This is a genomic window from Vibrio sinaloensis (assembly GCF_000808535.1).
In the GTDB taxonomy this organism is placed as follows: Bacteria; Pseudomonadota; Gammaproteobacteria; order Enterobacterales; family Vibrionaceae; genus Vibrio; species Vibrio sinaloensis_D.
The window spans coordinates 1-13234 of the sequence record NZ_JWLV01000001.1 but is presented as its reverse complement, the minus strand read 5'-3'; the positions used below and the strand labels follow the sequence as shown (position 1 = coordinate 13234).

15 protein-coding genes are annotated in these 13234 nt (G+C 45.4%); 7 read left to right on the top strand and 8 right to left on the bottom strand.

Translation table 11 applies throughout. The features are described 5' to 3' along the window. Positions 1 to 58 precede the first annotated feature (58 nt). The gene (locus RJ47_RS00075; protein ID WP_039480215.1) at positions 59 to 991 is read right to left on the bottom strand and encodes an exopolyphosphatase; all 933 of its coding nucleotides are present in this window, start codon (positions 989 to 991) and stop codon (positions 59 to 61) included. A 207-nt stretch (positions 992 to 1198) separates the two neighbouring features. On the opposite strand from RJ47_RS00075, the gene RJ47_RS00070 reads away from it, so the two are divergent. Further along, positions 1199 to 1459: a DUF333 domain-containing protein gene (locus tag RJ47_RS00070; protein WP_038137273.1), complete on the top strand. Its 261-nt coding sequence runs from the start codon at positions 1199 to 1201 to the stop codon at positions 1457 to 1459. 3 nt (positions 1460 to 1462) lie between these two features. On the opposite strand, the gene RJ47_RS00065 is transcribed toward RJ47_RS00070, so the two are convergent. Next, a complete protein-coding gene (locus RJ47_RS00065) occupies positions 1463 to 2305 on the bottom strand; it encodes a YdcF family protein (RefSeq protein ID WP_231565920.1) in 843 nt (280 codons plus the stop codon). Positions 2306 to 2443: 138 nt separating this feature from the next. Between RJ47_RS00065 and RJ47_RS00060 the strand changes: the two genes are divergently transcribed. Then, on the top strand, positions 2444 to 3814 hold the full coding sequence (locus tag RJ47_RS00060) for an L-serine ammonia-lyase (RefSeq protein ID WP_038137276.1): 1371 nt from the start codon (positions 2444 to 2446) through the stop codon (positions 3812 to 3814). Positions 3815 to 3863: 49 nt separating this feature from the next. On the opposite strand, the gene RJ47_RS00055 is transcribed toward RJ47_RS00060, so the two are convergent. After that, on the bottom strand, positions 3864 to 4988 hold the full coding sequence (locus RJ47_RS00055) for a M14 family metallopeptidase (RefSeq protein ID WP_039480213.1): 1125 nt from the start codon (positions 4986 to 4988) through the stop codon (positions 3864 to 3866). Positions 4989 to 5267: 279 nt separating this feature from the next. Between RJ47_RS00055 and RJ47_RS00050 the strand changes: the two genes are divergently transcribed. Continuing rightward, positions 5268 to 6743, top strand: a complete 1476-nt coding sequence (locus RJ47_RS00050) for a peptide MFS transporter (RefSeq protein ID WP_039480209.1) — start codon at positions 5268 to 5270, stop codon at positions 6741 to 6743. Between the two features lie 64 nt (positions 6744 to 6807). Here RJ47_RS00050 and phnR read toward each other — a convergent pair whose 3' ends face one another. From phnR to yjjG, 5 genes are all read right to left on the bottom strand, one after another. Next, a complete protein-coding gene (gene phnR / locus RJ47_RS00045) occupies positions 6808 to 7506 on the bottom strand; it encodes a phosphonate utilization transcriptional regulator PhnR (RefSeq protein WP_039480206.1) in 699 nt (232 codons plus the stop codon). 82 nt (positions 7507 to 7588) lie between these two features. Continuing rightward, entirely contained in the window at positions 7589 to 8023 is a 435-nt protein-coding gene (locus RJ47_RS00040; protein ID WP_039480204.1) for a GNAT family N-acetyltransferase, read from the bottom strand. Positions 8024 to 8167: 144 nt separating this feature from the next. After that, on the bottom strand, positions 8168 to 8773 hold the full coding sequence (locus RJ47_RS00035; protein ID WP_039480201.1) for a DUF1294 domain-containing protein: 606 nt from the start codon (positions 8771 to 8773) through the stop codon (positions 8168 to 8170). 271 nt (positions 8774 to 9044) lie between these two features. Further along, entirely contained in the window at positions 9045 to 9254 is a 210-nt protein-coding gene (locus RJ47_RS00030) for a hypothetical protein (protein ID WP_038192219.1), read from the bottom strand. Between the two features lie 64 nt (positions 9255 to 9318). After that, positions 9319 to 9993, bottom strand: a complete 675-nt coding sequence (yjjG, locus tag RJ47_RS00025; RefSeq protein ID WP_038192217.1) for a pyrimidine 5'-nucleotidase — start codon at positions 9991 to 9993, stop codon at positions 9319 to 9321. A 232-nt stretch (positions 9994 to 10225) separates the two neighbouring features. Between yjjG and RJ47_RS21575 the strand changes: the two genes are divergently transcribed. The 4 genes from RJ47_RS21575 to RJ47_RS00005 all read left to right on the top strand — a co-directional run. Continuing rightward, entirely contained in the window at positions 10226 to 10357 is a 132-nt protein-coding gene (locus tag RJ47_RS21575; protein ID WP_269410213.1) for a hypothetical protein, read from the top strand. A 177-nt stretch (positions 10358 to 10534) separates the two neighbouring features. Beyond that, positions 10535 to 11185 (top strand): isoprenoid biosynthesis glyoxalase ElbB, encoded by a 651-nt coding sequence (gene elbB, locus RJ47_RS00020; protein WP_038137297.1) that lies wholly within the window; start codon positions 10535 to 10537, stop codon positions 11183 to 11185. A gap of 298 nt (positions 11186 to 11483) precedes the next feature. After that, positions 11484 to 12632, top strand: a complete 1149-nt coding sequence (gene yiaY / locus RJ47_RS00010; RefSeq protein ID WP_005472429.1) for an L-threonine dehydrogenase — start codon at positions 11484 to 11486, stop codon at positions 12630 to 12632. Positions 12633 to 12742: 110 nt separating this feature from the next. Further along, on the top strand, positions 12743 to 13234 hold a 492-nt coding region (locus RJ47_RS00005), incomplete at its 3' end, for a dienelactone hydrolase family protein (protein WP_039480195.1).

The window sequence follows — 13234 nt, the reverse complement described above, 5'->3', positions numbered from 1 at the left end:
AAAACAGCCCTAGCAAAAAATGCTAGGGCTTTATTTTTAAATCTATTGCCATCGCTTACTAGCCATCAGCAGTAATGGTTGCAATAAGCTCCTGCTGTACTTGCTCTGCTTTGTCATTATCAATTTGACAGGTTCCCGCAGCTTTGTGACCACCACCACCGTACTTGAGCATCAGTTCACCAACGTTGGTTTTAGAACTACGGTCAAAAATGGATTTGCCGGTTGCAAATACGGTGTTCTGTTTTTGGAAACCCCACATCTTGTGAATAGAGATGTTGCATTGAGGGAACAACGCATAAATCATAAAACGGTTGCCCGCATAAATGGTTTCTTCGTTGGTTAAATCGAGCAGTACCAGATTGCCATGAACCGTTGCACATCGTTGAATCTGGTCTTTGAACAACACTTCATGCTCTCGGTACAAATCGATGCGTTCTTTGACGTCATCAAGCTGAAGGATTTCATCGATTGTGTGGTTTTTGCAGTACTCAATCAAATCCATCATTAAGTTGTAGTTCGAAATGCGGAAGTTACGGAAACGCCCCAACCCAGTGCGCGCGTCCATCAAGAAGTTCAGCAAGTTCCAACCGTCAGAATCCAATACTTCATCACGGGTGAACTGTGCTGAATCCCCCTTATCCACCGCTTCCATCATATCAAGCCATTGAGATGGGAACGTCGCTTCACCACCATAATGCTCCCAAACGACGCGTGCAGCTGATGGTGCATTCGGGTCGATGATATGATTCTCACGATCGCCCTCATTGCGAATCGTCTCTGAAAGGTGGTGGTCAAATACAAGATGCGCATCCGCCACATAAGGAAGGTTGGTGACAATATCTCTAGAAGTAATCTCGACAACACCATCTTGCATGTCTTTCGGGTGGACAAACTTAATGTCATCAATAAGGTTTAGTTGTTTGAGTAACACGGCACAAACGAGGCCATCAAAATCACTGCGGGTTACAAGTCGATATTTTTGCTCCGACATCTTGCACGTCCTATGCTAATACACGTTTAGTTATACTGATTACCCTACCATAACCAGTACTAATCATTCATCAATAAAACAATCGGTAAGTATGATCGGTCTCTTATTATTTTAGTATTAGTCTTTGTTTTAACAAACTTAAGACAATGTTTTTTCACGCTTATCCTATACTCCAAATCGAGTTGTTGTTCCCATTGGAGAATTAGAATGAATAAAACACCACTCTTATGCGCAATCGCAGGTTCATTATTGTTGGCTGGTTGTGCAAGTGAACCTGATGAATATGAAGTAAAAGAGTACACGTCGTTGGCGAATCCAGCAGCAGTGTATTGCGTTCAACAAGGCGGAGAGCTAGAAACCGTCAGTGAAAATGATCAACGCGTGACCTACTGTCTACTTCCAAACAAGGATCGCGTCGAACAGTGGGAGTACTATCGCAACAACCACACTAAAGAGAGCGATTCATAGTCTCTATTGAGCACTCTCAGGATCGTACTTTCGATTCAAACCCGTCAATATTTGATGAAACCGAGCAAGTTGAGTGCGTACAGTTTCCACTGGGCATTGCTCGGTCGTCGACTCCACAATTTTAGATAGTTCGTTGACCAGCGCTAGGTCATGTTGGCATTCGAGTGATTGTGCCAGCTTTTCGAGTGCACGTTTCGCAATGCAATAAGGCTCGGCTCTTACTTCTGCTAACGAACGTTTAAACGCGCCCTGCACTACCCCCTCTAAGTAGACTCTGTAAACCGTGAGCTCATCAATCGCCAGAAACCGCGTTCCGGCATCATTCTTATGAGGATATGGCACTAAGCCGTGCTTAAACAGATCTGGCGAAATATTTAAACATAACCCTGCCTTTAGACAGCGATCGCGCAATACCTTTAGTAGCCCCTGCTCATCCATCAATGTTTGGATTTGGAAAATTCGCTCTAGGTGATAATCATTGCTGACGAAAAAGACGTTTAAGCACTCATCAAGGTTGAATCTATTCGAATCAATCATTTTTAGTGCGGCGTTCTCAACGTTTTCTACCGTGTTCGTTGAATCAGGCTCGAGCATCACCAAAGCAGGCTTTGCGTCTATCTGGAGCTGCTCAAATCGCGTGTACATTGCTTTGGCTTCAGCATCCGTTTGCCCGCTCGTTACTCCACCACAAAAAATCAATGCCGTTTGCGCCAAATCGAAGCGCTGTAAGTAATCGGCGAGATAATCGACTCGGCTTTGTCCTTCTAAAGTCAACTGATTACATACCAATCTTTTACCAAGGACAATGATCACACTATGAATACTCTTACTTTGCCGAGTTATCACTTATTAACCTCTATTTAAACTGTGTCTGTACAAAACTAAATTTTGTCGGTAACTTACCAAGTTAAAATTATGTTAACTATTATTAAAAGGCCTGATTAACAGGTTCAGTCAGCAATTCTCTATACAGGAATCAAGTTTATGCTGTCGATTTTCGATATCTTTAAAGTGGGTGTGGGCCCTTCAAGCTCACACACAAATGGGCCGATGCTCGCAGGTTACCACTTTACCAGACAACTCGCTCACTCGATCACGAAAACTCACCGTGTTCAGGTCGACTTATTTGGTTCGTTGTCTCTAACAGGCAAAGGACACCACACCGACCGAGCGGTCATTCTGGGATTGCTTGGCAATAAACCCGACACTATAAAAATGACCAGCGCAAAAACGGCACTTTCGCAAGCCATTGAGGGCGGTAAGCTGTCCCTTGCGTCAGCCCATACCATCAGTTTTAGCTATGAAAGTGATATTTTGTTTCATAGTGATAACTTACCACTCCACGAAAATGGTATGTCGATCACTGCCTATGATGCGCTTGGCGCTCAATTATTCACTGAAACCTACTATTCCATCGGTGGAGGGTTTATCGCCACCGCCGATGAAATGCAAAATGGAAAGCAGCAAGACGATGTAGAGGTTCGCTACCCCTTCTCGAGCGCCGATGAAATGCTCAATCAGGCCGAGCAAAATGGTCTCAGCTTAGGAGGGATGATTTTGCGCAATGAGCAGAGTTTTTGGTCAGAAGAAGAGATTGACCGCAAAGCAGAGCAGATCTGGAAAGTGATGTCCTTGTGTATGCAGCGCGGATTCGAAACCGAAGGGATTCTAGAAGGCGGACTGAATGTGACCCGACGCGCGCCTAACCTACTTAAAAAACTCGAAGCCAATGCCGCGATTGAAAACGATCCGATGGAAATCATGGATTGGATCAATCTGTTCGCGTTTGCCGTCAGTGAGGAAAATGCCGCGGGCGGTCAAGTTGTCACCTCTCCGACCAATGGTGCGGCTGGGGTAATTCCGGCAGTGCTGATGTATTACCATCGCTTTATCAAAGAGCTCGATTTAAAGCAGATTAAGGACTTTATCGCCGTCGCAGGCGCTATCGGTATTTTGTATAAAACCAATGCGTCTATTTCAGGCGCAGAAGTAGGCTGTCAGGGTGAAGTTGGCGTTTCTTCTTCGATGGCAGCAGCAGGGCTTACCGCACTGCGCGGAGGAAGTAACGAGCAAATTTGCATAGCGGCTGAGATCGCGATGGAGCATTCATTAGGCATGACCTGCGATCCAATCGGCGGGTTAGTTCAAGTCCCATGTATTGAACGTAACGCCATGGGCGCAATGAAAGCGATCAATGCCTCTCGTATGGCGCTCAAGCGCACCAGTAAGTGTCTTATCTCGCTCGACAAAGTCATCGCTACCATGTATCAAACCGGCAAAGACATGAACCGGAAATACAGGGAAACGTCATTAGGAGGACTGGCCGTCATCCATATGGCTCCGCCTTGCGAATAATGATTAAAAAACCCAGCGACATCGCTGGGTTTTTCTTATCATTTCGACGTTAGATTTTATCCGATACCGCCCATACTGCAGCTAAAGTATCATGACCAAACTTAATGCTTCGCTCTGGTGACCAGCCATACAGTGGGTCCGGATAATCGTTGTTATCTTTAAATGGCATCTCTACCGTGTAAGAGAGACACTTAAACTGCTCCCCCACCCAATTTGAGCCCACCGTCAAGTTGGCTTTGCCCGGCTCATCTTTGTCGTAACCGTGCTCATCTTGAAACTCAGGTGTCACGGCGTGCAATGCGTGTTTAAATGCCAATTCTAAGCCCGCTAGACGCTCATCGTAAGATGGAATGCCTTCAGATCCCGCAACAAAGTTATAAGGGATCGCCTCATCACCATGAATATCTAGGAACATATCAACGCCTGTTTCGAGCATCTTCTCGCGCACTAAGAATACCTCTGGGCTGCTCTCCATTGACGGCGTTTGCCATTCACGATTCAAGTTCACGCCAATCGCATTGCAACGAAGATGGCCGCGAATCGCGCCATCTGGGTTCATGTTTGGAACCACGTAAAGAACGGCTTTTTCAAGCAATGCGCGCGCTGTCGTGTCATCTTCATCCAGTAAACGCTGTACTAGCCCTTCCATAAACCATTCAGCCATCGTCTCGCCTGGATGTTGACGAGCAATCAACCAAATCTTTTTCTTACCTTCTTCTGGTTCACCAAAGGTAAGTAAGCTCATGTCATTGCCATCAAGGGTTTGACCCAGCGTTTCCAACTGGCAATGGTGCGCACTTTGCGCCATATGCAGTAAATCTAAATGACGGTCATAGCTGTATGGGGCAAAGTAAGCAAAATAAAGTGAGCCGCGCTCTGGGTAGATTGAGAACGTGAGGGTATCACCATCAAACTCAGCAGGAACTCTAAACCACTCTTCTCGATCATAAGATGCGACAACATCGTAACCTTGCCATCCTTCAGGGTAAGCCGAGCCTTTTAAGTCAAGCAATTTGATGGTGTGTTTTTGCTCAGCTTGCGTTTCTAAACGAAAATGGAACCACTGATAAAACTCAGACTGGTTGTCATTAGGAATTTTAAGTTGAATGTCTTCCTTATTCTCTAGGCTAACGATTTCGATGCTACCACTATCGAAGTTGCTGAAGATCTTCATAAAGTTACGTTCCTTTTACATTTGAGGTCAACACGGGCAGGCTACCACAAAGCTCATCAACAAAACATCGAATTCCCATGCCGATAACCAGCCCAACTGAATAACAAATATCCAACGCAAACGATTTGGATCAATTTCATTATAAAAATTTATGCGAAATAGACAAAAAATCGTGCATCAATAGGGTTTTCTGCGATAATTGTTTCAATTTATAACATACCACAGAATTATAGCATTACAGTTGTTAACTCTGTGTTATACCAATTAAAAGAGAATATTATGTGGAATAAATTGAACAAATCAATGATGTTCTGCCAAGCTATGTTTGGCTTATCATTCTACGGTGTCATGGTGATTCTAACTCGCTTTTTCCTAGAGGATTTAGGATACAGCGAGGCAGATACAATGATGGTAGTTGGTGCGTTTTCGTCGATAGGTCCACTGTTCGCCATCGCGGGCGGTTTTATAGCAGATAAATTCCTTGGCGCATACCGTTCGTTGACGATTGCTTATGGCACATTTGCGACCGGATACACCTTGCTCGTCCTTGGTGCGTCAGCAACTAATGTTCCGCTGGCCTTGGTCGGCATTGCATTGGCAAGCTACGCTCGAGGTTTGATGTCTCCTTCTTACCCAAGTCTTTACAAACGTACCTTTGCTTCAGAAGAAGACTTTGAAAACGGCTACCCAGTCAACTACTCCGTAAACAACGTTGGTGCGCTGCTGGGCCAATACCTGTTCCCAATGTTTGTCTTGGTGATCGGCTTCCACGGCAGTTTCACTCTATCTGCGGTAATGGCTGCATTTGCGTTTGCGGTACTCATCATCTTCAATAAGCAGCTAGTGAACGTTGCCGCCGACATCGACCAAAAACCTGTCAGCACCAAAAACTGGATTGCCTTTCTTGGCCTTTCAGCAGCAATGGTTGGCTTAGTATTCTTCATGTTCTCGAACATGGATATCGGCCAAAACATTGTCTACGCTATCGGCGCAGCCGCGATTTTGTATTTCATCTCGCTGATGTTTAAGTCTGGCAAGTCCGATGCGTTGAAAATGGGCACGATTCTAATCATGACGGTGCTGACGACCTGTTTCTTTGTTTACTATGGCCAAATGATGACCTCAATGACCATGGTGACGATAAACACTATGCGCGGTGATCTGTTCAATATTATTCCGATTGCTCCAGAAGCTTCGATGGCAATGAACCCATTGTGGTGTATTGTTGCAGGTCCAGTTATCTCAATGACCTTCTCAAGCCTTGAGAAAAAAGGCATCACTTTTTCTACCGCGACTAAGATCGGCTTTGCATTCATCTTCACAGCTATTGCGTTTGGTATTTTAACGATGGCGGTTATGAACATTGGCGAAGATGTGATCATTCGCCCTGAAGTGTTCCTAGCCATTCACTTCTTCCAAGCGTTTGCAGAGGTGATTGTAGGTAGCTTAGTTGTTGCGTTTATTCTCTCTGTTGCGCCGAAACACATCGAAGGCTTCTCAGTATCGCTGTTTTCGGTAGCAATGGCGTTGAGTGGTATTGTCGGTGCGGTTTTCTCTACGTCTATTGCGCTAGAGAAGGGGCAAGAAATCACCCAAGAAATCGTTCAAAACGTCTATGGCGATTACTTCCAATTACTTACCGTTTTAGCTGTTGTAATGGTCGCGATCGCTCTGATCTGTTCATTCGTGATTCGTAAGATGCTTATCGTCGCACGCGCAGAGCAACAACCAGAATTCGTTGAAGCAGAGCAGTAATCTGCGCTAAAACCAATAAGCCCCTGAATCAATCAGGGGCTTATCAACCTTGAACGACGACCACTCAGCGGGTAATCGTACTCTCTATACTGACCGCATCATGACGCCAATACTCAATTGACGCATCCACTATCCTTCCCTGCTCATCGTAGTTAGTACACTCAATCATCAGTGCTGGTGTCCCTACCGTCGCGTTTAGAGTATGGGCAATGTCACCTTGCAGGCCTGTGGTCGTAATGCGTTGCTGCGTCTTTCCATAAGAGAGACCGTAGTTTTCGCGATAAACCTGAGTCAACGACATTGAAAAATCCACTTCAAGCAGGTTTGGGACCATTGCAGGCTGAACGTAATGGACGACATAGCAAACAGGGCGCCCTTCGAGATAACGTACCCGTTCAATCTGATAGATATCAGAAAACGGCGCTAGTGCCATCAGTGCCGACGCGTACTTGTTCGCTAACGTCGATTTCGACACTAAGACTTCAGTTTTACCTTGACGGTTTTGCTGGTTCGTAAGTTCTCGAAAACTAATCGATACTGAAGGATCAAGCTTTAACGTTGGCCGAGAGATAAACCAACCTCTACGATCCTCACGATAAATGCGCCCTTCTGATTCTAGTAATGACAAGGCTTCACGCAAAGTGATGCGCGTCGTATCAAACGCTTCTGCGAGTTTTCTCTCAGACGGTAGCTTCTCGCCTGCTGCGAGCATTCCGCTTTCAATTTGCTCAACAATCGCGTCTTTAATTTTTACGTATTGCACAGTCTGACCTTTGGTTAATCATTACTTTGTTTGGCAAGCAATTATACACGCAAAATAGAGCAATGAGTGGCAGGAAGTTGCTTCACGTGCAAGTGGATTTATGTGGCTTACCTAACCAAGAGACGGCCATCTTTGTGTAGGCGACATCGCCTTTGTAAAAGCACTCCCCTTCAGGTTGTAAGCCAAACTTCGCGTAGATGCCAGTAGCACTGATGCGCGCGTCGCACCAAAAGTGCTCAACACCACTCGCTTTAAGATCGGAAATTATGCGAGTCAACATGGCTTTACCGATACCTTGCCCTTGAAACTCGGAGCGAGTTGCAAACTTTCGTAACCGACTCACTTTACCCGACGTAAAAATTGAAGCCACTGACACCAACTCGCCGTGTCGATAAGCACCATAGTGAAGACCTTTATCGTCATCGCTCACGCGGCAAAAATTGATACTTTTGGTCGGCCAAAGTACAGCATGCCGAATTGGCAAGGTCTCTTCAGCAGAAATAAGACGTATTTCCAACGCATCCTCCTTCCTTAATTAGCCCCTAGTTTTGCTACAGGTTAGGGAAGATGTAAAGGGAAAGAGCAACGCATCTATTATTGAGACGAGGGAAAAGTATTGAGGCGAGGGAAAAAGCGGCCCTAACATAAGGCCGCTTTCAGATCAGAAAGACGCAATAAAGACTTGGAGTTGGCTAATTATGCTTGCCAGAGCCATGCTCCCTTCATAGGTCAGCGTCCAACAATAAAAACCGATGTTGAGCGATATCGATGCCCAAAACAAAAAACGAAACTCCACATTGGTGTATTTGTGGTGCAAGATCGACTGAGCAAGCAGAGCACCAGGCCAGCCACCAAACAGGTTAAGTAAATAGAAGACCATATCCGGTACTTGGCTGCCACCAGTGTGCTGCGCTTGTTTATCGACGGAATAGATGAGGTAGGTGACCGTTGAGAGGGCAATCGCACCAACAAGAACAACGGGGGGGAAGTTGAGTAAAAACACGCTCGCAACCATGGTCGAAACAAACCAAATCGCGACTGCCAACGGGAAACTGAAGACAAATTGCCGCTCAACATGAACCGCTTTTAACGCACCTTGCTCATCTTCGGCGAGACGAAACTGTACTCTGTCTCTTAACCGAGGTGGGTGCCCGAATGCTTCAAAATCAAATAAGTCAAACCTTACTTGTGCCTCTTGATCATCAACTGAGATATAGCCGTAACCCTTGTGATGATTCCACTCACTGATCGTTCCTTGAATAGCCATTGTCATTTACCCTATCGCGCCACACGCATCACCATGCAGCACTGTTGCCTAACGTAACGTTTAATTGATTTATATGTATGCGCGTTAAATATAGACAAGTAAGAAACAATAGGCATAGTGGCCATCACAGTTTCATAACAAAATAGTTATATAACAATCAATAGGTGGCTAGAGCCGTGTAAAGGATGGTTGAAGAGGACAAACTATTATCTCGTTTAACGAACAAAGGCGCTGTAGATAGCGCCTTGAAGACCCAAAAATAGTAGGGAGATTATCGAACAGGCATGATGTGCAAAGCCATAGCGCACCCGCTCATATCGCGCTCAGCGTCGAAAGCCACGCGTTCAGAAATGTACGGTGGTTGAGCCCCTAAATCCATGTCACGTACATGAAAGAACAGCGTCTCGTCTGACATATCTGCTCTAATGAGGCCAATTCCATGTTTTGAGTCCCAGTTTACAACTCTACCTACCATCGCCATTGTTGAATCTCCTTTGCGTTCTTACCCCTTGTACTGAGCAAAAGAAAAGAACGATCACTTGGCATCACGCGAGTAGAATACTTTTTAACTCATGCAGCGATTCAACTTGATAGTTTGGTCCAATCCCCGGAATATTGGCTGCTCCAGAATGGTTTAACCAGCACGTCTCAATGCCAAAATTGATCCCGCCCAGTATGTCTGAGTGAGGGTTGTCACCCACCATGAGTATTTTTGATTTGCATGGTGAGCCTATTTTCTCATGCGCATACTGGAAGATACCCACATCAGGTTTAGCGACTCCAACCTCTTCAGAGATGATCACGTGATCGAAATAGTGCGTCATCCCCGTACGCTCAAGACGAATAGCCTGGAGTTCGGTAAATCCGTTTGTAATGATGCCAAGCCTTGCTTTACCGTGCAGAGATTCAATCAATTCTTGCGCGCCCGGTAACATGGTACAAATATCGGCCATTGCATCAAGAAATGCGCTGTTTAGCTCACTGGTCGTCGTACCAAGTTTGTTTGCCCACTCGGTAAAGCGGGTATGTTTTAGCTCGTCCGCGGTAATCTTTCCATCTTGGTAGTCAACCCATAGAGGCTTGTTAACCGTTTGATAGTGCGCAAAGTCTTGCTCAGTAAAATCAACCCCTTTGCGAGAAAACATCAATTGCATTCCCTTAAACGCATCAAAGTGGAATAAGGTTTCATCGGCATCGAACAGAATCCAATCGTACTTCATTTGTCTCTCCTAACGTTAAGCAACCAGTTTAATCCTTTTCAATCCAGTTGGAAACGAAGGGATGTAGTGACTAGCTGTCACCTCCACCCACATATCCCAACAAAACGATGTGATGCATAGCCCAGAACGTAAGATTGACGTGATTAGTCAGCCAACAAGTGACACAAAGCAAATTCATCCGCAACAAGAAAATGCACTATTGGCTTAAGAAAGAAAACCATTGGAGTCTGATATGAAACGTTTTTTCCCATCCAGTGTAATGCTTACTCCCTTTGTCGTTAAATACTATTCAGACGACGAACGAGACAACGATGAACTTGACCCTGTAGAAGACGTCGAGCAACCGCCCACAAGCGATGAATAGCCGCTTTTATCGAGTAAACAATCGTCCCCATCTAAACTCTTCATTTCATCGGGCTTGCCATTTATGAAACCCAAGCAAGCCCTGTCTACGACTTATCTATGAAACTGCGAGCTCGTTATTAGCGCACTCGCCTAAATTCAACTAGCCTAATGACGACAAATAGATAAGGAAAATCCCATGAAAAAAGTTGCGGTCATACTCAGTGGCTCAGGTGTCTTTGACGGAGCGGAAATCCACGAAGCGGTGTTGGCGCTTTATGCGATTGAAAAAGAAGGGGCAAGCTGGCATTGCTTTGCGCCAAATATCGAACAGCTTCATGTCATCAACCACAAAACAGGCGAAGAAATGAGCGAAAGCCGAAACGTACTGGTTGAATCTGCGCGCATCGCACGAGGTAAAATCGAAGATGTCGCAAAACTCAACGTCGACGACTTTGATGCGCTTTTGTTGCCGGGCGGGTTTGGTGCCGCGAAAAACCTCACCGATTTTGCCGTTAAAGGTGCAGAATGCAGTATCAATACCCATGTCGCCTCAGCATGTCGCGCCTTTGCCAACGCAGGTAAACCTGCCGGATATTTATGTATTGCTCCCGTTATCATACCGATGATTTATAAAGACCAAGTAAAAGGCACGATTGGAGCAGATGAAGCAACGGGTGTCGCGTTCAACGCATTAGGTGGAGAACACATTGAATGTGCGGTGAATGACTATGTCTATGACCAAGAGCGCAAGGTGCTTTCTACCCCCGCCTACATGTTGGCAGAAAATATTTCTCAAGCCGCCTCTGGGATTGAAAAGCTGGTCAGTAAACTAATAGAAATCGCATAAAATCACTTCAAATTGTAAACGCCCGTTAAGGTCACAATCTTAAGGGGCTTTTTTTGCTCAATTCACAACCAATTGTAATTATTGATAAAAATAGCAAATCTGTTGGTAAAACGATTGCGTCAACGCACGAAATTTTAACAATATTATCAACGATAAATATGCAACAAGAGTTACATCACAGTTTTAGTCTCAAAGTACCACTTTTGGGTGAGAGAATTGCTCAAGATCAATTCTGCATCGTGAAATTTTATGCGAATCTAACTGCAACTCTTAAATCCTATAATAATGGAGTCATCCAATGACAAGTGCATTTTTCATCCCTACAGTAAACCTAATGGGTGCTGGTTGCCTAAAAGACGCAACTGACAGCATTCAATCTCAAGGCTTCAAAAAAGGTCTTATCGTTACAGACAAAATCTTGAACCAAATCGGTGTGGTAAAACAGGTGCAAGATCTACTAACTGAGCGAGCAGTTGAGACTGTAGTATTTGATGGCACACAACCAAACCCTACTATCGGCAACGTTAATGCTGGTTTGGCACTTCTAAAAGAACATCAATGTGATTTTGTTATTTCTCTTGGCGGTGGTTCTCCACACGATTGTGCGAAAGGCATTGCGCTTGTTGCATCTAACGGCGGACAAATCGCAGATTACGAAGGCGTTGACCAATCAGCAAAACCAATGCTGCCACTTATCGCTATCAATACGACAGCGGGTACCGCTTCTGAAATGACACGTTTCTGCATCATCACAGATGAAGAGCGTCACATTAAGATGGCGATCGTAGACAAACACACAACACCATTGATTTCGGTGAACGATCCAGAATTAATGCTTGCAAAACCTGCGTCATTAACCGCTGCAACAGGTATGGACGCTCTAACTCACGCTGTGGAAGCGTACGTTTCTATTGCTGCGACACCAATCACTGATGCGGTTGCGATTAAAGCGATTGAGCTGATTCAAGCCCACCTACGTACAGCGGTTGAAAACGGCGATGACATCGAAGCTCGCGAGCAAATGGCTTACGCTCAGTTCATGGCAGGTATGGCATTCAACAATGCGTCACTGGGTTATGTTCACGCAATGGCGCACCAATTGGGTGGCTTCTACGACCTTCCACACGGCGTTTGTAACGCGATTCTTCTGCCTCACGTACAGCGCTACAATGCGCAAGTTTGCCCAGAACGCCTACGTGATGTCGCAAAAGCGATGGGTGTTGAAGTTGAAGGCATGACCGCTGAGCAAGGTGCAGAAGCCGCGATTGATGCAATTGTCGCTCTTGCGAAAGACGTGGGTATTCCTGCTGGTATTCAAGAGCTAGGTGCAAAAGCGGAAGACATCCCAACACTTGCAGATAACGCGCTAAAAGACGCATGTGGCTTTACTAACCCTAAACAAGCGACTCACGAAGAAATCTCTGCCATCTTTACTGCAGCGATGTAACGCACTCTTTCTTTCCTTTACTCCAGTTCAACCTCCCTTCGGGGAGGTTTTTTTGTACTATCGTCTCCTTTAAACCGTACTACACTTTCTGAAACCACAGGAGGTGACCGATGAAACAACTGATTTTCCTTTTCTTTACGCTTATCAGCGCGGCAAGCATTGCTGGCGAAAATAAAATTTACAATGTAAATGGCAACGATTACGAAGGCTACTGGATGAAAGCTGGGGATGATGCCCCGTTGGTTTTGCTTGTTCACGACTGGGACGGACTCACTGACTACGAGATGAAACGGGCGAAAATGCTTTCCGATATGGGCTACAACGTATTCGCTGCTGATCTTTTCGGTAAAGGTGTGAGACCTACTGAAGTAAAAGACAAAAGACAACATACTGGCGAACTCTATAAAGATAGAGAGAAGCTCAGAGCTCTCATGCAAGGCAGTTTGGATTATGCGGCGTCTTTAGGCGGGAATGCTGATAATGTGGTTGTTATGGGGTACTGCTTCGGTGGAGCCGCTGTTTTAGAGTCTGCTCGTGCGGGGATGAAGGCTAAAGGCTTTGTCACCTTTCATGGCGGTTTAAGCACGCCGGAAGGACAAAAT

Coding starts and splice junctions, on each gene's coding strand:
- RJ47_RS00030 (WP_038192219.1), bottom strand. CDS start 9,254: ATGGCGATGGTAGGTAGAGTTGTAAACTGGGACTCAAAACATGGAATT.
- RJ47_RS21575 (WP_269410213.1), top strand. CDS start 10,226: ATGAAACGTTTTTTCCCATCCAGTGTAATGCTTACTCCCTTTGTCGTT.
- yiaY (WP_005472429.1), top strand. CDS start 11,484: ATGACAAGTGCATTTTTCATCCCTACAGTAAACCTAATGGGTGCTGGT.
- RJ47_RS00070 (WP_038137273.1), top strand. CDS start 1,199: ATGAATAAAACACCACTCTTATGCGCAATCGCAGGTTCATTATTGTTG.
- yjjG (WP_038192217.1), bottom strand. CDS start 9,993: ATGAAGTACGATTGGATTCTGTTCGATGCCGATGAAACCTTATTCCAC.
- elbB (WP_038137297.1), top strand. CDS start 10,535: ATGAAAAAAGTTGCGGTCATACTCAGTGGCTCAGGTGTCTTTGACGGA.
- RJ47_RS00055 (WP_039480213.1), bottom strand. CDS start 4,988: ATGAAGATCTTCAGCAACTTCGATAGTGGTAGCATCGAAATCGTTAGC.
- RJ47_RS00035 (WP_039480201.1), bottom strand. CDS start 8,773: ATGGCTATTCAAGGAACGATCAGTGAGTGGAATCATCACAAGGGTTAC.
- RJ47_RS00060 (WP_038137276.1), top strand. CDS start 2,444: ATGCTGTCGATTTTCGATATCTTTAAAGTGGGTGTGGGCCCTTCAAGC.
- RJ47_RS00075 (WP_039480215.1), bottom strand. CDS start 991: ATGTCGGAGCAAAAATATCGACTTGTAACCCGCAGTGATTTTGATGGC.
- RJ47_RS00050 (WP_039480209.1), top strand. CDS start 5,268: ATGTGGAATAAATTGAACAAATCAATGATGTTCTGCCAAGCTATGTTT.